The following is a 21,544-nucleotide window of genomic DNA, read 5'->3' on the forward strand; positions in this document are numbered from 1 at the left end:
GGAAATAATCAAGTTCAATTTCTTATAAAAAATAGAAGAGAAACAAGTCGACTTGTTTCTCTTCTAAGTTTTAGTCATTGGATTTTCAGAATTCTTAATACGTAAGTTCATTGTAATTTCGAATTATAACTTGAATTCACTATTTATCTCAGACAACTCGGAAACGATCTTATTAATGTCGATGCCATTAGTGGAGGCTAGAATATGTCCGATAGCATCATTCACTGGGAATGGAACACATTCACGACCCTTGTATCGAACCTGCCCCCATTGCGTTGAATCGAAAATACCATTTGGGATATCTTCTCCGTCACCAAGCCACATTCTAGCACGATAATCAATTATCATACCTTCCGGCAAATTGATCCATAAATGTGGCTGAATTGTACCCTTCGTCCGAATATCTGTTAAATCTCCGACCATGACAGAATGAGGTATCAAGGCTAGACTGAGTAGGAAGCTTATGACTCGTGTCATCCCATCACATTCTAGGTGGCAATGGTCCAATTGATCTAGCACAGTTCTCAATTTATCGTATTTTTCCATTTTCGCTCTCTTTCTAATTAAATATCATGACTTTTATCCATTTATATTACTACTATTCAAACTTCTACATCAATATGTTGATGCCTTAAAAGAAAAATGCTACTGATTAAAACAAGTAAATTTGTTCATTATTTCTATATTCATACTCTTTTCCTTTAAAATGTTTATTTCAATCTCTTCGGTTGCATTATTATGAGATGTTTCCACTTTATTACCCGACACAAATTTAAAAAATAAATTATTAAAGTAGGATTGTATTAAGTTAAGAAAAGTTTTCTCTGAAGGATATACTGGGGAGTCATAATTCTCTTTGAGGAATGATGATTCTATTTGCAGACACTTGAAGATATATAGTTCATACGCTCGAGCAAAGACTTCTGTTGGTTGGAAATAATAACTTCGATTGTATTTTGAAGTACCATTCCAAGTTTGTTTAAAAGGATCTTCATTGGGTAAGTGTTTAACACTTTCTTCAGTAAGTTTTTCATAGATTTCAATGATACCAAGAAAATCTAAACTTTCACTCATTATTTTGTTTCTTATCATTGTATGATCTATCTGGTGTCCAAGCTCGTGAATGTAGGCATTCGGATGTTCAATATCAATAATTGTTGCACGAAAAGACGAATAATGAAGCCCAGCTGCACGATGCTGGCCAAGCTTTCTAATTCTAAAGCTATAATCACTTGCTTTAGGAATATAAATCTTATTTTTTAAATCGTTAAATTCTAGCTCCAATGAGTTAAATCGTACTAAATCAACGTCATTATCAAGTTCAACTTTACCGTAATGAGTTAAAAAATCATTTTTCTCCATAACGCTTAACACTTTACCACTAACATATTTTTTATCTTGGAATGCCTTAGCGTATGTGGAGTGTTCCTCTAAAAGCCGTTCCGCCTTAGTTCTAGCAATGAACATGCTCCGAATGAAACGTGGTATTATAATTTCCTTCCCTTGCTTTGTGCATAAGATATGAGGAGTACCTTCATTTTTCTGAAGAGAAAAATCTTCATAGGTGTAATAATTATCTACCAAGGATGATTCACAATCAATAAATGGTAGCTTATTCTTATAAATTTCCCGGGTAACCATCTCAGCTAATCGTTTATCTTCAGGAAGAATAGTCAAATTCATCTTAATAGAGCGTTGAGAATAGTATTCAGCTATTTTAAAGCGAATGTAATCCCCCTGGTTTTCTGTAAACTTGGTCAAAGAGTTAATCGAAATAGTCTTAGTTAAAATCTTTATGCAATCTGCAAACAAAAAGTGCCCTATTTTCTTACAATTGCTCTTTAGACCCCAATATCTCATATGATATTTGGGCTTAAGCGTACTGTTAAGAAAAGTATAAGCAACATCCAATTTCCCCTTATAGCTAATGGTTATTTTGGCCGGTTGATACTTCTCAATAACATTGTCCTTATTTATTAAATTTGCACCTCTGTAAAGTAATTCTAGAATAGTTTTTTCTGTTTCCGTTTCAAACTTTGTTAATAACTCAACTTTTAAATTATAAGGACCTAAGGATATATCCTCAATAAATTCGAGTTTTTTTTGAACATTTAGGCCCATAAAAATACCTTTAACCTTTCTTTTTACGGCCGATTCAAACTTACCCATTTGTTCATAGATATTCTGTCCAGGCATCACAGAAAATTTAACATCAGACAATAGATGAGATAGGCCATAATATTCAAATTGTTGTTTTAATATCTCATCTTTTTTTAATGTGTGAATACGTTGTTTCATAAATTCATCCCCTATATTTTTCTTTATGGTGTATAAGACCAAAATTTCGTATCTAGAACCATATGCGAAAAAAGGGATAACAAAAAAACACACCGAAAAATGAACTATACCGTTAAGGTATTCCGATCATAATGATCTGAAAGTTCACTTTACAAGTGTGTTTTGAATGAAATCTCCAGTGCCGCATGGCTTAGAGTAAGAATTTAGTCAGGTAATGCTTACATAATAACATTTTCTGTTGTGGTTGTGAATTGTGTACTCCCCCTATGTTTAAATCGTTCAGCTAAACTAGAAAATTCTTGCCAATCCTCTTCTAAGATTTTGTTTCGCAAAAGTAAATCTTGATTTATTTCCTTGAGGGATTTGACCTCTCTATCCTTCTCTTCCAACATTGCATGTAGATCTCGAAAGAGGGAATGAATCGTATTTAATTCCTGTATATACTCAATCACTGTTTTCACTTTGTCCGGAGATAACAAATGTTCCAATTGATATACTGTCGATAATTCACTTGTACTTTGAATGCTTGATTCAGTATACTGCAGAGTCCCATTTTCATTTCCAGATTTATAATAATTCTTCTTTTTACGGGCTTCAATGATTTCCTTTTTCAACTTTTTTCGGAGAAAATTATTCCATCTAAAGCTACATGCTCCGCTAGTACGACCATCTAAGCGATTAGATGCCTCAGTAAAACCCTTTAATTGTGTTGAACCCGTACTTATATGTTGCAAAATTATATCACTAAGAATCATGTCTTCAATATCACTCCATACAGGCTCTCGTTTCCTACTTCCGTTATCACTCACTTTCTCTGTCTCCTTTCGATGCCCTTTTCATTTTTTGATAATATCATTCTTGCCAACTCAATTTATCTATATACCACGCGTATTACTCGCCTACAGTGGACTCTTAAGTGTAAATACCCTCTTTCAATGAAGTAAGCCCTTAGTTTTCTTCAGTCGTTACCTAACCTACTAATTTTGAAACTTTTCTACAACCTTTCAAAGAATAACAACAAGCCCCGCTTATACTTAATTTCAGATTTCTACAGACTGAAGTATCTCTTACGATGTCTTCTCCTTGTTCTTAGAGGATATTACTTCAATAAAATCATACTTCTGTTGCACGTTCTTTATAATTATGACTCATTTTGTACAAGCGAAAAGCACATCCCCAGACAGCTCATTGGTTTTCATAGAGAAAGGTAAGGACCGTGTTTTTCCAATCAATGGCGCAGAATCTGGAGCAATGTACCTCATGATATTTTTTTACACGTGGTTGCTGTAGAAAGAAAATAAAGCCTTAGACTGGAAAATAAAGTTGTAGACTGAGAAAATAAAGTCTTAGACTAACGATTCATCATTAACCGAGGGACGGGCAGATTTGTTTAAAACCAGCGAGACTGAGCAATTTCCAGAGATCGCTCTTTTGGCGAACCGAAGAGTGTGGCTGATCAGGAAACTATCTGCGCTTGGAAAGTAATGTTAGCTGTTGAGTAAAGTGAAATTCCGCAAAAAATATCAAAACAGAGCGTTCCATCTGTCGTAAAGTGAGTATATCGATATGGAGGCATTAAAGTGAATTATAAGGATTTGGTAATCAAGGCCATTACCTATATTGAGGATCATCTGACCGATGAGAGATTAAGCACCAAGGTTCTGGAGGCTGCGGGCTATTCGCCGTACCATTTTCACCGGATCTTCCTATCGGTTACGAGAAACTCCGTCTCGGAGTACATACGCAAGCGGAGATTGACACAAGCAGCATACGATTTATTTTATACCAACCAAAGGATCATAGGTATTGCCATCCTGTACCGGTTCGAGTCTCAGGAATCCTTCGCCCGAGCCTTTGGGAAAATGTTCTCCATCTCGCCTGGACAATTTCGAAAGCAAAGGGACATGAAGGACACGCTGTTCCGGGCAATGGAGAAGCTTCCTTTGGATGAAGTGGGGCTACAGCATTTGAATAAGAGCGTCTCCCTCGTGCCAGCTATTGTCTGCCTGAATAAGCTGCATCTGGTCGGCATGTCGATACCGGGTGTCAATTCGGACGAAGTCGGAAAGCTATGGCGGAGCTTTAGGCAGCGTTTGTTTGAAATTGAGCGAAAGCCGGATACGGAAGACATATTTTATGCGGTCATTGAACTTACAGGTAGGCAATGGGAAGTCACGTATATCGCTTGTGTCGAGGTGGCTAGCGAGGAGAGTGTAGTTCCCTTGGGAATGGTCGCTAAGCTGCTCCCAGCTGTAACTTATGCGGTTTTTACTCATATGGGGACATTATCGAGACTCAACGATACGTTGCAGTACATTTATGAAACCTGGTTACCCCAGTCAGGCAGAGCTCGTACGAATTACCCGGAGTTTGTGCGTTACGACCATCGATATCTAGGACCGATGAACGAGGATTCGGTATTAGACATATATATTCCCGTTGGCTCGCCATTATAGGAGCATGTAGCTCAAGGAGAGATGAAATTAAGATGAACAAAATAGAAGACATAGTTGAAGGATATGCAGGTTGCTGTGAGGTACAAATTACCGACAACGCATTGAAGGTGACCGTTCCCATGATCGTGATGTATCCGACAGATGCACCGGAACAGACTGATAGGTTAGGGCCGTACTCGTTGGAGGTGGCCAGAGACGCTGCGCCGCTGGAGGGAAAATTTAGACTAGTCCTCATTTCGCACGGTACAGGCGGTTCACCGCTTGTGTACCGGTCGCTCGCTCGGCATTTGGCGCGATGCGGCTTTATCGTTGGCCTTCTCGAACATCCATTTAATAACCGCAATGATAATAGTTTGGAAGGTACTGTCCAAAACCTCACCTATCGCCCCCGGCACCTTCGCATGGCAGCCGACTGGTTTTTTGAAGATGAGAGGTTTAAGGGACTTCTACAGCAGGGAGGCCATTCGGTCATCGGGCATTCCATGGGGGGCTACACCGCGCTTGCAGCAGCTGGTGGTATCCCGACCTCCTTCCCTACTGAGAGCCCGGATGGGAAGCCGCAGCAGATCGATGTCCCTCATGATTCACGCATCCGGTCCCTGATTTTGCTAGCCCCGGCGTCCGTTTGGTTCCGTAATGAGGGAGCATTAAACAACGTTCGGCTCCCCATTCTCATGTTGGATGCCGAGCGAGACCCTTACGCACTTCCTTTTCACGCGCAGATCATCATGAATAGTGTTGCTGAACCGCAAATGATTCGCTATCGGACGGTGGAGAATGCCGGACATTATTCCTTCCTGACTCATTTCCCAGCTGAGATGATTTCACCAGACTTTCCCCCCTCGCAAGACCCGCCCGGCTTTGATCGCGTGCAATTTCACGAAACGCTGAAGGCTGAAGTAGTAGAGTTTCTGTTGACTTAACATTAGGAACAATCACTTTCCGTCGAAATCAAATGTTAACTGAGTGTTCGATTAACTAATCGTTACGCTAACTGGGGAATGTTAGTTCAATATCAGGCTGCAACAGCAGCGGCAGTCTAAGACTTTATTTTCACGTCTTAGTCCGCCGCTGCTTACTTTATTGGAACAGTCTAAAACTTATTTTGCGAAGGCTGCCAAATTAATAATTGAAAAACCACATTAGATCAACAACTCCAGTCTAGAACTTTATTTTAAACGAACAGTTGCATTTCTTACTGTGATAGTTCTTTTATTTTTTTGTTTTATGACAAGTTTCCCCTTACTTCGACATTCAATATAATTTACAATAACAAATATATTTTTGTAATTTATGTTTTTTATATTAATTATATGTAAAGAAACCATTAGAAAACGATGAAATTTGAGTACAAAAAATTCACCCTATTATTCTGTGAATTTTTGTATATATAAAATTTAGGAGGATTCAAATGGGAAATAAAAAGAAACTAGTTCCACTCTTAGCTGGCTTTGCATTTTTAATCGGATTTTCAAATTCTGCGCTTGCCACTCCAAGTTCCCCAGATGAAACTGTTAAAGGAGGATGGAGCGAGGATGGGGGGTATTTTTCCACAACAGAGAGAAAAATATCTCCAAGCGCTGAGGTGATAGTTGACCATAATGGTTGGGCAGAAAGAAACTCTTGGGGAGCTGAACGAGCTGTAGGAACCACTTGGTGGAAAGACACGTACCATTACACAAGAGCACGAATGGAATTACCTGGTGGTAATGCTGTTACGGATAGTGGTAGACAATACGGGTATGTAAACACTTATGCAGCTTCTCCTTATGCAGATCCAAACTTCTTAGCTAAAACTTATTATGGTAAGGATTAATACGTATAAATAGCTGAAAATAATATAAATTGTGAAATAGTGAGATTGCTCCTCTTTATCCGGCAATCTCACTATTCTTTAAAGAGGGTATAAAAAATGAAAATAACCACAAGAAACAGCACACTATGGGTTGCGATATTGTATTTATTGCTAAGCCTTATTGTAATTTCATTTGGTTACTACCAAGTAAAACATAAAGAGTTAAATATATTATCTAGAAGTTTATATAATGAAAACAGTATCTCCTTCACCGTGGATAGCCATGAAGAACCATTGGATTGGAGTAAAATTGATACCTCGCAATCCTACACCATTTTCTCGGAACTAGAAACTATAAAATTCAAAAATGAAATTCAGGACATTCGAGCCATTTATTTTAAAAATGATACTAATCTCCCTCCCATGGTGTCAGGAAGATTTTTTAATAGTACTGATTTCTACAGTAATAAGAAAATAGCTGTTGTAGGTAAGAATGTTGATAAAACCAATATAAAAGTTCAAAACAATAAATCTTACTACAACTATCTTGGAAGAGACTTTGAGATTATTGGAACAATGGGCGCAGAATATCCTTCCAAACTCGATAACACAGTATTGTTAAATATAGATGGCGTGGATTTTAAAAATTCATTACAATCTAAAATTTATGTCCTTAATATAAATAAAAACCCAATCACTCCAGAAGGGATAATGAAATTTAAAGACAGTACCTTATCAGTTAATGTATTTGATAGGGGAAATAGTGGTTCTACTCGGTTATTAAATATGGATGTTTTACAGGTCTTGACACTTATTTTCATTATTTTGATACTTATTTGTTCAAGTTTTATCTTTGCTTTCTACTGGATTAAAACAAAGAAAACAGAAATCTTAATCCTCTGGCAAAGTGGCATAAAAACTAACCAGATTTTCAAGCGTTTTGCAATGTCATTCTTTTTAATCACATTCATATGTTACCTAGCTGTTTGCCTTATCAGCTTTTTATTTTTGATCCTAAATACCTCTTCGAATTTTAATGAATTGTTAAGATATGCTTTCGAATTTTTTAAGGGCTACATTATCATCTTACTCCCATCAGCACTATCTGTTTGGATATCTTTTAAAAAGACAATTGAACAGATAACTTTGAAAGGATATTTAGATAAATGAAAATGATCATTACCGAAGTCGTAGAGAGTCTCAAACGAAAAAAAATGTTCTCCTTGTTAATCATACTTCAAATTGTTATTTTTTTTGCTCTGATTACTACTCTTTTTTTACAGTACTCTAATATTGAAAAAAAATCAGACCAAGTTAATTCACTCAAAGCTATGAATGATTATCAGCTTTCCGATACATTACTTGAAGATCAAGATATGAAGGAATTTACAAACAATCCCCAATTTTTAGTAATTGCAAAGACATTCTACAATAACTTAAATAAAATTCTGGATGATAAATATATTTACTTGTTTAACCAATCTATCGCTGTCCTACCTGATTCAAAAAAGTGGGATCAGAAGTTTCTCTTTGGATACGAAGATGGAATAGATAGTCCAGCATTCCGATTAAATAACAAAGAGCCCTATTATGCAACTAAAGCTGTACAAATGAATGAACAAGCTTTTAAAAATTATTCTATTAAGGTCAATAAAGGAGCGCCTTTTTCGACAGATGACTTCGTCAATAAGAATAATAAAGATATTCCTATACTTTTAGGATCTGAATATGAAGGAAAATATCAAATTGGTGATACAATAACAGCTAATTATTTGATGAAAGACTTCACGTTAGTAGTTAAAGGGTTCATTCAGCCAAATACTCTGGTATTTAATGCACAATTTCCAGAAATATATTTGGATCGTTATATAGTTATGCCTGCTCAAGAATTCCCTGCTCCTGTTAATGAGCATGAATTATCGTTTCAGAGGAAACATTACCTCCAATTAATTAACGGGCATATTTTTAGTCCTGAAAATGAGTACGTTGTCCAAAACAAGCTAGAAGAGATAAAAGAAATATCTGATTTCCATAAGATAGGTATTCTTGGCGCAAATAAGCTTCCTTTAACTTATATACTCTCTACCCTTGAGGTAAGTATGTCATGGCTAAGTCTTATAACAACAGTAATATTCGTTATTTGTGTTCTTAGTATTAGTATCTTAATTATAACTAAGTTACAAGATCAATTAAAAAATATATCTGTACATTTGATTTCTGGAGCCTCTATGAAACAGGTGTTTTCTTACTACGTAGCTGAAGTAATAAGTATAATTTTGCTTCCTGGAATTCTTTTTCTTATGCTTTATAAATTCTTTGTTGATTTTCTATTTAGTTCTTACCTCTTATTGATTCTATCTTGCATTATAGGAATGGTTCTTTTTTCAGTAATTCCAATACTGATACAATTCAGAAAATTAGAAATCAGTAAATTGCTAAAACGAACGGAGTGAATGTTGTGATTCAAATTAAAAATTTAAGAAAATATTATTCCGTTGGAAATCGTAAAATAGATGTATTGAAAGATATAAATTTGGAAGTAAATCAAGGTGATATGATTGCTATCATGGGGAGAAGCGGTTCTGGGAAATCTACCTTGTTAAATATTATGGCAGGTTTGTTGAAAGCAGAAGGCGGTACTTATTTCTATGGCAATGAAAATGTGAATGAAATGAGCCTGGAACAGTCTGCTAATTTCAGAAGAAAAAATATTGGCTATGTAGTCCAAAATTCTGCACTTATTGATAGTAAAAATGTTTTTGATAATATTGCTTTACCTTTGCGATACACAAAATCCTCAAAAGCTGATATTGATAAAAAAGTAGCATTCGTTCTTGCTGCATTAGATATTAAACCCTTGCAGTATAACTCCATAGATACATTGTCTGGAGGGGAGCTCCAACGAATTGCCATTGCTAGAGCACTTATCCAAAATCCAAAACTTATCTTAGCTGATGAACCAACCGGGGCTTTAGATGAACAGACAGAAATCGAAGTACTTTCTCTTTTCAAAGAACTAAACCAACAAGGCAAAACAATCATTATTGTAACTCATAATCAACAAGTAGCAGAAAGATGCCATAAAATATATTCAATAAAAAATGGGGAGTTAGTTTAAATAGCATTTTTAATGCTCTAACGGAATAATTCGGCGTTCAATACTTAGTTTGTATCAAGGCTCTGCGATCTGTGGGTCGTGTTAATCTGGCGACAGGAATTATAGCTTCTTGGGCTGCGTTCTCTGTCGCTTAAGGGCTCTGGCTAAGGGTATAGCGTTTCTCGATTTAGATTCTAGCTAGTCAGCTCGAATCAGTAAGAACCTATATACCCAGAAATTTTGCTCGTTTTTTTGGATGGAGTATCCTAGGAGAGAAAGACATTCGAAGCTAATGCTTGTGAGGAAAAACCATTATACAATTGGTCAAAAAGTCTTGTGTAAAACAGAAGAAAACTTGTTAACTAGTGAACTCTTCCAGGGAATTGTTGTGCGTGTACCCATCCCTAATAGAAATATTGCAAGTGGATAGGCACAAGCTAAATATTTAAATAGCACTACAAAAAAAAAGTTCTATGCTTGGGGCCTTTCTATTCAATAATATTCCGATTGTTTATTGTATGTAATACCAATTAAAAATATGTTCCTTTAGCGATCGGAATGGCCTTAAGATAATTCTTCTCCATGTAACTTGTTGAAACTGAGAAGTGCCTTGATTTTCAGGTGAAAAAACACTTTTCCATTGCCGTATAAAAGGTAACAGGGCTGGGAGCCAAAAAAATAGCATCACAACCAAAAAATATGCTAGACCAATCGGGGAATTTAATATGAGGCTCCAATAATCGCTCTGATTATCAAGCTCTAGTATTTTCGCTAAAGCAAACCACATAATTCCTAAGATAAGGCCTGTAAATACATAAAGAAATATGATGGAACCAAGAAATGACACAAGAAACATGGTGATCTCTCCTGATATTAATCATTATTGTTATTCTTTAAACGCTGTAATGCATCCTTTTCAAGATATATAACATCTCCACATAATTCTAACCATCCTACCGAGTATCCATCTTCACAAACACTACAATTAAATGAAAAAATCATATCTTCTGGATCGTACTCATCCTTAATAACTTCTAATTCCATGATCTTGCCATGGCAAGTTCGCAGTTTCATATATTACCCTCTATCTATAGCATAGTCTTAATTCTTCATATTAAAAATTGTAATAGTCTACCTTTTAAAAATTTCTTACTCCTAAAAATATTGGTTTTTACCGTATTTAGTTCCATAGAAAGATTATTTGAAATTTCCTTCATAGAGTAGTCAGAAAAGAATCTTAAGACAAATACATTTCTATAGGAGAGTGGCATCTCTTCAACTATATTTATTATGCTTATGTGTTCTTCTTTTTCAATAACAAGTTGTTCAGGAAGCTTTCCTTCATCAATAATGGTGTCGACAAGGTTCGAATTATCTTCGCCAATTGGTACATCTAAGGAAGTGGATGACTTTCTACTTTTTTCACGAAAACGATCTATACATAAATTTTTGACGATCCCTTTCATCCATGTACTTATTTTACAAGAGAAATTAAATTTTTGAATGTTGAGATAAATACGAGTAAATGCCTCTTGAACAATATCTTCAGCATCCTCATGATTTTTCATATATTTAAGTGCATGGTAATAGAGCATAGCATGATATTCTTTATAAAATTGAGTAAAAGCCTGCTCATCTTCTGTAAGCAATTTTTTTAGGTTTTCAACTGATATACTTGGATTCATTTTCCCTCCAATTAAATATTAGCTCTTTATTGTATCAGAGCATTTATTGTTTGAGAAAAGGCCACTAACAAGGAGACTTTCAAGTGATGTTCTAAATATTATGGAGTCATTTAGTTAATGCACCTATATTGAACATTAGTTAGTATTGCTTACTAACGAGTTTATCTAATTAGTGTCCCATCCTAGACCAATAATCGCCTTTATCAGACCTGGATTCCCTTTAGTCAAATCGATTCTTTGGCCTTTTGCGAGATTAATTGATTCCATAAAGCTCCAACTAGTTTTCCATGAAAAGAGCCGCATTCGTGCGGCCAGTTAAAATTAATTACTATAGTGTATGGCCGGTTAGAAAGGGGCACCGCAGTCCTAACAAAGTCTTTTATGCCCATAGATATATCCAGCTTCTACCACGTTGAATTTCCATTAATCATTTGTTGCGATTTAGTTACCCACTAATAACTGCAGTTCCTACAGAAAAGTCTTTACCCGGGTTAAATTTGATCTACTCCCCATTATTTGCACCATTCAGAACACACACAAAGGCGTATAACTTGTCCAGATTTTTGATTGCGTTCATTAGCATCATGAATCATACTGCAACCTGCCATAAATGTAGTCCTTTTGCTTATGAAGAACTTAGAAATAAGTTGTACTGTTTGAATTGGCGATGCCCACCAGTAGCTTTCACTTCCTATTCACTTGTTCTGATAAAGTTCCCTTAAGCAATTTCTACTAAAATAGTAATATTGCAAATTGCCAAATAACCACTACACCTAAAGCCAATATGACGATGGCTAGAGATACCATGCCAGATGTACACCAATGAATTTGTAGTTGGAGCTTCCGAATTTCTTTGTCAGGATCATTCACAGTCATTTCTGTAGACTGGATCATTTGTATAGCAGCCTCTTTCATACCTCTTGAATTGACTAAATATACAAGAACAATAAACAGCATAAGAAGAACAATTAAGCCATCAAACATGGGTATCTCCTATAACTTGACTTTATGAAAAATTCATCTCATTAGTAATGAATTGGTTTGTAAAAATTTGTTTGTACGCTTATGCATAGATAATCTGATTAAGATTAAACTTACTTAAATTTACTCCATTTTCTTTCAGTCGATTTTGTATAATGCTTCCTTCTACATTACTAAAATATTGAAGACGGACAAATTCGACAACATCATTTGTGATTTTCTCGCGATTTTGTTTTGAAAGTTCCTGATCCATCCCGTAAGTATATATGATTTGGTTTACCATATATTTATTTATGTGCACTCCATTATCTTTCAAACGACTTTGGATAATACTGCGGTCTACGTTATTACAATATTCAGTACGGACAAAATTAATGATCTCAGGATCAATGTTTAAGACGTCACTTGTAGCCTTTGATGATAAACGATCTTGCCTTTTACGTCGGTATGCTACGACCTCTACATCAGGGGCAACGACGAAATTCCCATCAACAGGTGAATAAATTCCATTCCCTTTCCTTTGCGCTATATCGTACATTACCATCCGATTTAGTACTGAATGTACGGCAGAATATGTACGATTGAGTTGAGTAGCAATGTCAAGTGTAACCTCTACCCCACTTCGTAATACATTGAGTATATCCATCTCAATTTCTCTGATTTTAATCTGTTTTTCCATGTTATCTTATACCCCATTCCATTTTTCTTTGTAAAACATGCAATTCCGATGCTAAAAATCGACTTCTTACAGTTATCTGACAGTTATTATGTTTTACGACTTTTATCTCAATCGTCACATTACGACTCCATTTACGAGCAGTTTTCACGACACCCTTCTGCCCATGCTTTGTAACCACTATATCCCCAACATTCATAGAAACCTCCTAAGCTTTTCTATTCAGAAGTAAAAAAAAGACAAAAAGCACCCCTTATGCAAGTTTTTCTCTTGCCTAAGAGGTGCTTCCTCATAAAACATTTATTTTTAAATTCTTAATATAATTGGTAACTTTCTTGTATATTTATAAATTAACCTATGACTTTCGTATTGTCAAGATTTTTTTATAGGTCTTAAGACAGGTTTATCAAACTTGAATATATTTGATACAATAAAGGAAATCAAAAGAACTATCAAGTGGGAGCACCACGAACTTGTCCTGAAAAGGTCATATTCGTGGTGCTTTCTTTTGTGGAGGTGTCTAATTTTTTGAAGAGAGTCTCTTGTATTTTTTGGAGTTTTATAATAGGATTAGTCAGTCTTTTTACATTTGAAAATATTAGTGATCAACAGAGCTTATCCTCAATTCAAATTTCTTTTTTAATTTTAGGGACTATTCTAATAGCATTTCATATGTACATTACCATACTCCTACCTCACTCTAAAATTAAAAAAGACCTTACATTAAAAAATACTTTATCCTCTCTTTTTACAATGATCGAGGTAGGGGACGAATATACAGGAACTCATTCCTCTAATGTTGCTAAATATGCATATCATGTTGCTAAAAGTATGCAACTTTCAGATGAGGTTTGTAAAAATATTTATATTGGGTGCAAATTACATGATCTAGGCAAAATATATATTCCATCGGAGATTATAAATAAGCCTGGGGAGTTATCAGAAGAAGAATTTTTAATGTTGAAGCAACATCCTTTGAGAGGATATCAAGTTGTCTCTAAAATACCTGTATTTGAAAAAACTTGCATTCCAGACATTGTTCTTTTTCATCATGAGAGGGTGGATGGTAAGGGATATCCTAAAGGGTTATCAAACGAAGAAATCCCACTTGAGGCAAGGATCGTGGCCTTATGTGACGCATATGACGCGATGACAACTTCGCGTTCCTACCGTATTGCGATGCCCCCTGAAAAAGCTATTGAAATAATAAAAAATAATATAGGCTCGCAGTTTGACCCTGTTGTGGCGGATCATTTTTTTAAGTGCTTTCATAATGTAAACTTAAAAGAAACTAACAGCAAAATGTCAGCAATCACATTAAAAAAAACATCTTAGCGATTATGTTTTTGATTCTAAGATTAGAAAAGATCCTATTTAGAACTTCATTTAATGTTTTATAATTATAGTTGAGTTGAGTTAAGTTAACTCAACTCATAGTAATATGATTTTGATTGAAGCTTAAATTAGATTATATCCCACCCATCTACATTTTTACGAAAATTTTGTATGTATTTTTTCAATATATTATTATTCGCTTTGTTGCATTAATGAATTATCATTAAGTCGCAATATTTCATTTTTATTATCATCTTCTACCGCGACATGTAGTTCCTAGTTCTCCCAACCTAATTTATGGAAAAGTTCCGACAAATTTTCATATAGACTCAAATTACCACCTCCTTCTCGTAGTAAAATCAACCTTCTACTATTCTTGTTCTTTTGGTTCTTTTGGTTCTTTTGGTTTCTTTAATTCTTCATTTGTTTCCTTTAGTTCATTCTGATTTAATTGATTAGATTTCACTTTAATCCATTCAAAAAACTGTCGTGACTGCACCAAAGTGTAACACTCTAAAAACTGTTCTGGTGTTATTGCCAACGTTTCATTTAAATACTCTTCTAGCTCATCGATAGAGGCATAAAAATAAAACTCACTGTATTGATTACTTGTAAGCAGCCTGATCTTAAATTCTTGTTCGCTCATTGTTGTAGTCCCCTCATTGTCGTCTTCTTTGATGTCTATCCAAAAGGATTCCCGGTATTAACACTAATAGAATATGGTCAGAAAGATCTCTTGTTATCAGTTAGAATTTCTCTAACCCTTCCAAGTAATAACGCTCGTCGTATTCTTCGATCATTTCTGCCAATTCCTCATTTGTAAAAAAGTCTTTGTGTGCCAACGGTTTTCTTGACAAGCTTCATTACACCAAATCTCATACAATTGCATTAACTAGCCTCCATTTTTAATCAAAGTAAACTTTTATCTGTTTTTAGGATTGATTCAGCATAGGATAGGCTTTCTTGTACATTCCCTGCGACTTCTCCAGATAGAACTTTTTTAAATTGAATTACGACCCATTCTAAAGCATCATAGCACTCCTCAACCTTTTGCTTGCTCTCATTCTGCATACCTAAACCTCCATTCTTAGTAAAGGAAAATTTCATCTGTTCTCGTAACGAATCAACTTTTCAATTACACCAGCAAGCATCATTTTAAATTCCAAGGAACTGTTTTTTGCCAGCGTGAATTGTTCGTCTAGTTTCTTGTTATAAATTAGTTCGTTTATTTCCTTGATCAATAATGCATTCTTTCTCTTGTCGTCAAATAATGGGTTTGCTTTCAAAAGGCCGGGGACTCTGCTTATCAGTTCTAGTGAAAGTGCATCAAATAAATCCAGCAATTCAATGCTTCCATCTTTCTTTACCTTCACTGACAAAGTTGTGGTCAAGACTACAACCCCTTTCTGTAAAAGGAAAATTCATCCGATTTGCTGCCTACACAGTAACACCTTTAATTGATATTACCTTTTCACCAAACTTCATTTCATCTTTCCTTTGAGTTTTTACTTCAATATATGCCTTGCGATGATTTTTCTTTATTGATATAACCGAAAGGTCAAAGTGAGACATTTTAGCTAAATACTCCTCTGGTAAGTTCACGCATATTTCATCTACCACTTCATCAATAATCTTATCAAAGTCATACTTTTCATCGTGGCGGTTGTCATGGAACCATGTTCTATAGTAGTCCTCGTAAAGCTTTCTATACTTTAAATCGAACGGCACACATCCCATTATATCAAATGTAGAATAACCTTCAGAGTACTTTCCGTTTCGAGTATCCTCGTCGGATTTCCATTTAATTTTGTCATGATATCTCTCTTTAAGCTCATCCAATCTTGAATCATCGTTCCAGTTCAAACACAAAACATAACCACTTGAGGGTGTCTGAGGTTCATCGACTACTTTAGCCCAATAGAATCCATTTTGCTCTATTTCTGTTTCAGCTATCCGAATCAGTTAGACTCTATCGTTTGAGAAGAATAGATACTTTCCAGGCGTTGCTTTATTGATATTCTTGTCTTTATAACTGCCAGAATAAATGTGATGCCATCTACCATGTTGCTTATTTTTCAGCACCCTCATCGCTTCCTTTACGATAAACTGTACGATTTATCCAAAATAGACCTTTACCTTGCCTTCGTTGGTAGCTATGGTTAAAAGTCCATCGAGAAACTTGGCTAATTTGTCTTTCTCATACTCAGGCTCGGTTTGTTCAATGCTAGACCAATCAATTGTTTCGGATTTTAAAATAGCATTTTTAATTTGGTTTTCATCGAAATAAATTTCTTCACCTACACCACTGTCCTCACCGTCTAATGATTGAACATCTAGAACTCTATATAAATACCTTGCGCCTTCGTTCCAAGATCCGTATCGAGTATACACAACTTCTTTGTTTTCTTTGTTATACCCACTAATATCGTGTCCCATTTTCATATACTCCTTGTAATGAAAAATTTGATTTACAATGATCCATTAATAATTTTTAGAAGAAATACTTTAAGCTTCTCCTCTAATTCAGCTTGGTCCCTTTAATATTTCTTTTAGCATTGTGAGTTTTGTGTAATTGTACTCACCTAGCAATCCTTCTAAAAATTATATACATGAATAGAACCATCCGTAAGTCCACCATTTAAACTAAATTGATAATCTAGAAAAACTTCACCATCTACTGGTATATCACGTTTCGAAAGCTTTTTGGAAACCATTTCGATAAGATACTCTTTTTCCTTTTCTGTCAGCAAATAACCTTCAAAACGAACTGGTTTAGTTTCACTCAATTTCCCTGCCTGTATTATAAAATGTCTTGATGCGTTAGAGTACGCGGGAGATTTAGTAATCATTTCGTTTAGGACTGAAATTGGTTGCTTCATTCTAAACTGCCCTTCTTTCTTAAATTATATGATAAGTCCCTTATGCTTAGCTAATAAAAGCCACTGAGGAAATTCATTCAGTAATCGATCATACAACTCGTTATCACTAATTTCTGAGAGATCATTTATACTAAAAAAATTTGCATTATCGATAAAGCGATCTTCAAGAATATCCAACTCACTGAGAAATGAGAAATCACTTTTACCAATACCTACAAACTGTATAAAAAGACCTAAATGTGATGCAGTTCGAATGATGTTTTTAGTTTCTTCTGGATCATGGCAATCTCCATCCGTAATAAAAATCGCCAAGCATGGTAGATCTGGTCTAATGTTTCTAACATTGTAAGACTTACGTCCGAAACCAAGAAATCCTGGTTTCTTAACTGTTATTTCCGGAAAATAAAAATCAACGACCCGTTTTAATACACCAGCATACTTAGTCCCACCCTCAAGCCGATGTTTATTCAATATCTCACGATCAACAAACTGATAGAAGTTGTTTTGCTCAATTTCACCAAGATAGTAATGGTTTATACCAAAAGCAAATGTATCCGCTGCACCATTATCGTCAAAGTTCATGGCTAGACCAAGTAGTCGTTGAAAAGCCTGTTGTATTCTCCCATCACGGAACTGACTATCCATTGATTGAGAGATATCAATAATGACACTAATTTTCGCCTTCTGACCACCTAATCCCCTTTTTGCTAAACTAATTGAAGCTTTCTTGCTCAAATCAATTAACTCAATTTGTGCTTTTTCTAAATTAATCATTTCTTGAACCTCCTAATTCTGCTTTTTTGAAAAAATTTTAGTTTAGATAAATATGATTTCCTTAGCAGTTAAACAAAAAAAGCACAACTAACCCCATTAGGGTTGAGCTGTGCGTGCTTCGCAACTTTTAATGTCATTCAATTGGCAGTAACTATTACAGTGATAGAAAAAAGGGCAATAGATGAATAAAAAATAAAATTATGTAACCCCAATTTTTAAAGAAGTAATTTCACTATCATAATACCATTATATAGGGTTAAAGTCATTTAATTTGTTACCTTTTTTTGTTACAGGTATGTATTTATGATAAATGTTCGACAATAGTTACCTTTCTCTTTCTTTTATAATTAAATTAATTTCTCTAAGATCCTTTTGTGAGAGCCTACTAAATGGTTTATTATCTAACCCTTCTTGTTGAAGAACTTTATCAATAATGAAATAACGATCAAATTTATAAATTATAACTTGAGGATTCTCAAGAGAAACTTCAAGTAATCTATTCTTATAAGGTATTGCCCACACTAAATAACAGTACCCGATAAATAGATATGTATTTATTAATAAGAGTCCAAGACCTAGCAAGAAGTAAGTTTTTTCTACAAGAGAGGGGTGATTTGATATTAGTGAGCTAAATAGAAAAATTGTTAAGATTAAAAGCAATATTTCTAAAAGTAGGAGACTCAAAAACCAATACCTTGATGGTTTACGAAAATACATTATGAAATCTCCACTTCCTCAGATCTCCAATCAAAACGTTCAAAAGCTGAATGAAAAGCAGCCGCATTAACGTGTACACCGACTAATTCTTCAAGTTCAGCTAAAGCCTTCTTTGCACGTAATTTCTCCTTAGGAGTTCCGTAATTTATCATAGCAAGAACACATATATACTTTTGAATTAACACACCCGATTCGAGTTGATTTATTCCTATAATGTCTGGAACTTCATTTCTAAAAGTCATGGCAAATACCTCTTTCTAAAATATAGTTCAACACTATGTAATTCTTTTTGGAAGCTACTCATTTACTTACACTCGAATAACTTATTTGTTATTTTATCACTTTATATATGTCAATCATAGTTTGAACCCACTTTTATTAAGCTGTTTCTAAAGGATTGTTTTAATATTTTTATAGGACAAAAAGAACCCGAAGAAAATAATAATGTTATCTTCAGATCCTTAATAAACAACTATTTATACTAGGTTAGTTATCAGTCTTAATATTAGGATTTAATATCGTTTGCGACCCGGTCAAATCGTCAAAATATACCCCTGTATTGTTTTCACCTTTGTTCCATTTTTCAAAAAGCAGTGGATTTATAGCCGGCTTAATATCATCACTATTTAAGTGAAAGTCAGAACTTGGTTCAGTATTGAAGACAATTTTATTTCTAAATTGATTTTCTGGTGCTGGATACATCATCTCAGATGATAAGAGAAGACTCAATGTGGTTTCGTGTGATAGATAACGTAAAATATTAAACGAAACTGAAACAATTTCAGTAATCAAAGGATCAATAGTAATCTCCAGAAACTCTCTGGGTATATCAATTACAAGTACCATCTGCTGTTGTTCATCTAGCTTTCCAACCATAGCCCAGAAGCTCCATACAGCTCTTAAAAAAGAGAGTGCTCTTATAGTAATGTCGTTATTTTCTTCAATGTAATAGACCGTACCGTTTTCTTTAGACTTATACCAGGGAACCCTACATAGCTTTTCTAGTTCATTCATTAAATCGTTCTTTAAAGGATTACTCTCTTCTATGTTCTTAATTGTCCGGATATACCCGTTTAATGGCCCTTCCATATGCCACTTGTATGAAGTAGGAGGCATCAAATCACTACGGGTCACTCCTTTTGAAAAAGCAATTAAATTAAAATAAGCCTTTGAAAAAAATCTTCTATTATTTACGAAAACATCTCGATCCTCATATATTTCTGATGGATCAGGCATTTTTTCAGACCAGAGAATTGCATCACTGTTGAACCGAACGCCTATCACCTTTTCCGATGTTGTTATTCGATAGACAACTTCTTTGTCTTGGATCTGAATCTCTGAGATTAAACGTTCAACAAAAGGTGACCTAGGGCTTTTGATCGAAGATCCAACAACAATCATTGTAGAATGCTCTTCTTCATACCAAGGCCAAAATATATCCGCGGCCGTTTCTGCATCTTTCCCTAAAACAATAGTCTTATATGCAATATTTTCACTCATATTATTCCTCCTAAAAATAAAGAAGCACACACTAAAACAGGCTTATTTAGCCATGTAATAGCGGTGCTTCCGCATAGTTTCACTTATTATAACGCTACCGATATCATTTGACCATAGAAGTCGCCTTACCCGACACCTTCATATCATCATAATCTGTCACACGATTTTTCCCATTCTGCTTTGAATAATACATAGCTGTATCTGCCATGTGAACTAAATGGTCATACGTAACTTTAGGTTCACTTTTAGCGTAACCAATACTTAGGGTTACAATAGTTTCAGAATGTACTCTTTCCCTAATGCGCTCCGTCAGAGATTTGATATCTATACCGCTAGATTCCAGATTTACATATGCAACAATTTCTTCACCACCATAACGAGCAGCTAAACCATAGTGACTAACTTCTTCTTGTACAATACTAGCTACTTTTATTAATATTTCATCCCCTTTATTATGCCCTTCAGAGTCATTTAAGTTTTTGAAATTGTCGATGTCACAAAAAATTGCGTATATAGTATTGGTCGGCATATTAAGTTGTGATTGTAGCTGTTTGTGATAATGCTTTTTATTAAAAATACCTGTTAAGGGGTCAGTGACAGATGCGAAATACGAATTCATAAGTAAAAGTTTCAAACGATCTTGTAATGTTGCAAATATCATTAACTGTGTAAGTGGTAATAAAAGATTGGATAAGGTCCATAATTCAGGGAATTTAGTTAGAATTGCTGCAAAGTTTAAAATAGCCTGAAGAGGCAGAACCAATAAGATTATAGTTGTTTTAATAGCTGCCTTTACATTCTCTTTAAGTTGATTTAAAAGTAGGAGTGAAATCAATATTGTTACTACATTGGACAATATCAAGGAACCTAGAAGTATAAAAATTAGATGAATCATTACTAAAGAATACAATGTTATCTTTTCAGACCTTTTTTGTACCCATTGAACTTGAGTCAAGAAAACAATAAGAGCCACTATACTTGTAAAGGAAATTTTTTGGAATATTTCCCCTACTAATGTGGAACCTAACACATATGACATAAGTGATATGAACTGTGACACAGTCATCACAAGAGCACAAACTGTTATTGGTAAGTATCGACTTCTCCTTGCTAGGTATAAATGGTAAGTTACATAAAGCAAAATAAGGGTAAGCGGTAAAGCAATGAAGACAGTTCCAGCGGAAAAATTAGCTCCCAATAAATCTCTAAACATATAAACCTTCCTTCTCCATCAAAAAAGCACCACTAACCCGATATTCTCGGCTTAGTGGTGCTTCCACTTTGATGTGTATTTGATTAAAAACATTGTACCAAATTCTCATTCTTGTATCTACACGTTCACGGAACCCTC

The 21,544-nt window shown here is 34.9% G+C and carries 26 protein-coding genes and 1 pseudogene; 7 read left to right on the plus strand and 20 right to left on the minus strand.

Features of this window, described 5'->3' with window-relative positions:
* Positions 1 to 123: 123 nt before the first annotated feature.
* From PPM_RS26820 to PPM_RS28105, 3 genes are all read right to left on the minus strand, one after another.
* On the minus strand, positions 124 to 477 hold the full coding sequence (locus PPM_RS26820; protein WP_014600124.1) for a hypothetical protein: 354 nt from the start codon (positions 475 to 477) through the stop codon (positions 124 to 126).
* A 168-nt stretch (positions 478 to 645) separates the two neighbouring features.
* Complete coding sequence (locus tag PPM_RS28100) at positions 646 to 2,298, minus strand: LPD1 domain-containing protein (protein WP_014600125.1); 1,653 nt, start codon at positions 2,296 to 2,298, stop codon at positions 646 to 648.
* A gap of 218 nt (positions 2,299 to 2,516) precedes the next feature.
* A complete protein-coding gene (locus PPM_RS28105) occupies positions 2,517 to 3,107 on the minus strand; it encodes a hypothetical protein (RefSeq protein WP_014600126.1) in 591 nt (196 codons plus the stop codon).
* A 771-nt stretch (positions 3,108 to 3,878) separates the two neighbouring features.
* Between PPM_RS28105 and PPM_RS26835 the strand changes: the two genes are divergently transcribed.
* The 6 genes from PPM_RS26835 to PPM_RS26860 all read left to right on the plus strand — a co-directional run bounded on the left by PPM_RS26835 (position 3,879) and on the right by PPM_RS26860 (position 9,667).
* Positions 3,879 to 4,754 carry a GyrI-like domain-containing protein gene (locus PPM_RS26835; protein ID WP_014600127.1) on the plus strand — a complete coding sequence of 292 codons (876 nt, stop codon included), beginning with the start codon at positions 3,879 to 3,881 and terminating at the stop codon, positions 4,752 to 4,754.
* A 32-nt stretch (positions 4,755 to 4,786) separates the two neighbouring features.
* Positions 4,787 to 5,677, plus strand: coding sequence for an alpha/beta hydrolase family protein (locus tag PPM_RS26840; RefSeq protein ID WP_025675187.1), 891 nt, complete (start codon positions 4,787 to 4,789; stop codon positions 5,675 to 5,677).
* A 488-nt stretch (positions 5,678 to 6,165) separates the two neighbouring features.
* Positions 6,166 to 6,570 (plus strand): hypothetical protein, encoded by a 405-nt coding sequence (locus tag PPM_RS26845; protein WP_014600129.1) that lies wholly within the window; start codon positions 6,166 to 6,168, stop codon positions 6,568 to 6,570.
* Between the two features lie 96 nt (positions 6,571 to 6,666).
* Entirely contained in the window at positions 6,667 to 7,719 is a 1,053-nt protein-coding gene (locus PPM_RS26850) for an ABC transporter permease (protein WP_014600130.1), read from the plus strand.
* Positions 7,716 to 9,002, plus strand: a complete 1,287-nt coding sequence (locus PPM_RS26855) for an ABC transporter permease (RefSeq protein WP_014600131.1) — start codon at positions 7,716 to 7,718, stop codon at positions 9,000 to 9,002. Before PPM_RS26850 ends, PPM_RS26855 begins: the two co-directional genes overlap by 4 nt.
* Before the next feature lie 5 nt (positions 9,003 to 9,007).
* Positions 9,008 to 9,667: an ABC transporter ATP-binding protein gene (locus tag PPM_RS26860; protein WP_014600132.1), complete on the plus strand. Its 660-nt coding sequence runs from the start codon at positions 9,008 to 9,010 to the stop codon at positions 9,665 to 9,667.
* An 852-nt stretch (positions 9,668 to 10,519) separates the two neighbouring features.
* On the opposite strand, the gene PPM_RS26870 is transcribed toward PPM_RS26860, so the two are convergent.
* The 6 genes and pseudogenes from PPM_RS26870 to PPM_RS26890 all read right to left on the minus strand — a co-directional run bounded on the left by PPM_RS26870 (position 10,520) and on the right by PPM_RS26890 (position 13,187).
* Positions 10,520 to 10,720, minus strand: a complete 201-nt coding sequence (locus PPM_RS26870; protein ID WP_014600133.1) for a hypothetical protein — start codon at positions 10,718 to 10,720, stop codon at positions 10,520 to 10,522.
* Positions 10,721 to 10,755: 35 nt separating this feature from the next.
* Positions 10,756 to 11,331, minus strand: a complete 576-nt coding sequence (locus PPM_RS26875) for an RNA polymerase sigma factor (RefSeq protein ID WP_014600134.1) — start codon at positions 11,329 to 11,331, stop codon at positions 10,756 to 10,758.
* 168 nt (positions 11,332 to 11,499) lie between these two features.
* A pseudogene (locus PPM_RS28950) lies at positions 11,500 to 11,598 on the minus strand (TerD family protein); the annotation flags it as partial.
* Between the two features lie 465 nt (positions 11,599 to 12,063).
* Positions 12,064 to 12,315, minus strand: coding sequence for a hypothetical protein (locus PPM_RS26880; protein ID WP_014600136.1), 252 nt, complete (start codon positions 12,313 to 12,315; stop codon positions 12,064 to 12,066).
* A 79-nt stretch (positions 12,316 to 12,394) separates the two neighbouring features.
* Complete coding sequence (locus PPM_RS26885; protein ID WP_014600137.1) at positions 12,395 to 12,991, minus strand: hypothetical protein; 597 nt, start codon at positions 12,989 to 12,991, stop codon at positions 12,395 to 12,397.
* A gap of 1 nt (position 12,992) precedes the next feature.
* Positions 12,993 to 13,187: a hypothetical protein gene (locus PPM_RS26890; RefSeq protein WP_025675190.1), complete on the minus strand. Its 195-nt coding sequence runs from the start codon at positions 13,185 to 13,187 to the stop codon at positions 12,993 to 12,995.
* A 329-nt stretch (positions 13,188 to 13,516) separates the two neighbouring features.
* On the opposite strand from PPM_RS26890, the gene PPM_RS28110 reads away from it, so the two are divergent.
* Positions 13,517 to 14,323 carry an HD-GYP domain-containing protein gene (locus PPM_RS28110; RefSeq protein ID WP_014600138.1) on the plus strand — a complete coding sequence of 269 codons (807 nt, stop codon included), beginning with the start codon at positions 13,517 to 13,519 and terminating at the stop codon, positions 14,321 to 14,323.
* A gap of 370 nt (positions 14,324 to 14,693) precedes the next feature.
* Here PPM_RS28110 and PPM_RS26900 read toward each other — a convergent pair whose 3' ends face one another.
* The 11 genes from PPM_RS26900 to PPM_RS28115 all read right to left on the minus strand — a co-directional run bounded on the left by PPM_RS26900 (position 14,694) and on the right by PPM_RS28115 (position 21,406).
* Positions 14,694 to 14,969: a hypothetical protein gene (locus PPM_RS26900; protein ID WP_014600139.1), complete on the minus strand. Its 276-nt coding sequence runs from the start codon at positions 14,967 to 14,969 to the stop codon at positions 14,694 to 14,696.
* 263 nt (positions 14,970 to 15,232) lie between these two features.
* The gene (locus tag PPM_RS29740) at positions 15,233 to 15,394 is read right to left on the minus strand and encodes a hypothetical protein (RefSeq protein ID WP_173364609.1); all 162 of its coding nucleotides are present in this window, start codon (positions 15,392 to 15,394) and stop codon (positions 15,233 to 15,235) included.
* A 32-nt stretch (positions 15,395 to 15,426) separates the two neighbouring features.
* Positions 15,427 to 15,714 (minus strand): hypothetical protein, encoded by a 288-nt coding sequence (locus PPM_RS26910; protein ID WP_014600141.1) that lies wholly within the window; start codon positions 15,712 to 15,714, stop codon positions 15,427 to 15,429.
* A 46-nt stretch (positions 15,715 to 15,760) separates the two neighbouring features.
* Positions 15,761 to 16,186, minus strand: coding sequence for a hypothetical protein (locus PPM_RS26915; protein WP_148266427.1), 426 nt, complete (start codon positions 16,184 to 16,186; stop codon positions 15,761 to 15,763).
* 252 nt (positions 16,187 to 16,438) lie between these two features.
* On the minus strand, positions 16,439 to 16,759 hold the full coding sequence (locus tag PPM_RS26920; RefSeq protein ID WP_014600143.1) for a hypothetical protein: 321 nt from the start codon (positions 16,757 to 16,759) through the stop codon (positions 16,439 to 16,441).
* Between the two features lie 158 nt (positions 16,760 to 16,917).
* Positions 16,918 to 17,202, minus strand: a complete 285-nt coding sequence (locus tag PPM_RS26925; RefSeq protein WP_014600144.1) for a hypothetical protein — start codon at positions 17,200 to 17,202, stop codon at positions 16,918 to 16,920.
* Positions 17,203 to 17,226: 24 nt separating this feature from the next.
* Positions 17,227 to 17,976: a VWA domain-containing protein gene (locus tag PPM_RS26930; protein WP_014600145.1), complete on the minus strand. Its 750-nt coding sequence runs from the start codon at positions 17,974 to 17,976 to the stop codon at positions 17,227 to 17,229.
* 324 nt (positions 17,977 to 18,300) lie between these two features.
* A complete protein-coding gene (locus PPM_RS26935; RefSeq protein ID WP_025675981.1) occupies positions 18,301 to 18,693 on the minus strand; it encodes a hypothetical protein in 393 nt (130 codons plus the stop codon).
* Entirely contained in the window at positions 18,693 to 18,935 is a 243-nt protein-coding gene (locus PPM_RS26940; RefSeq protein WP_014600146.1) for a hypothetical protein, read from the minus strand. Before PPM_RS26940 ends, PPM_RS26935 begins: the two co-directional genes overlap by 1 nt.
* Before the next feature lie 244 nt (positions 18,936 to 19,179).
* The gene (locus PPM_RS26945) at positions 19,180 to 20,193 is read right to left on the minus strand and encodes a hypothetical protein (RefSeq protein ID WP_014600147.1); all 1,014 of its coding nucleotides are present in this window, start codon (positions 20,191 to 20,193) and stop codon (positions 19,180 to 19,182) included.
* Between the two features lie 103 nt (positions 20,194 to 20,296).
* A complete protein-coding gene (locus PPM_RS28115; protein WP_014600148.1) occupies positions 20,297 to 21,406 on the minus strand; it encodes a GGDEF domain-containing protein in 1,110 nt (369 codons plus the stop codon).
* Positions 21,407 to 21,544: the final 138 nt, after the last annotated feature.

This window comes from Paenibacillus polymyxa M1, from assembly GCF_000237325.1.
Lineage (GTDB): Bacteria > Bacillota > Bacilli > Paenibacillales > Paenibacillaceae > Paenibacillus > Paenibacillus polymyxa_C.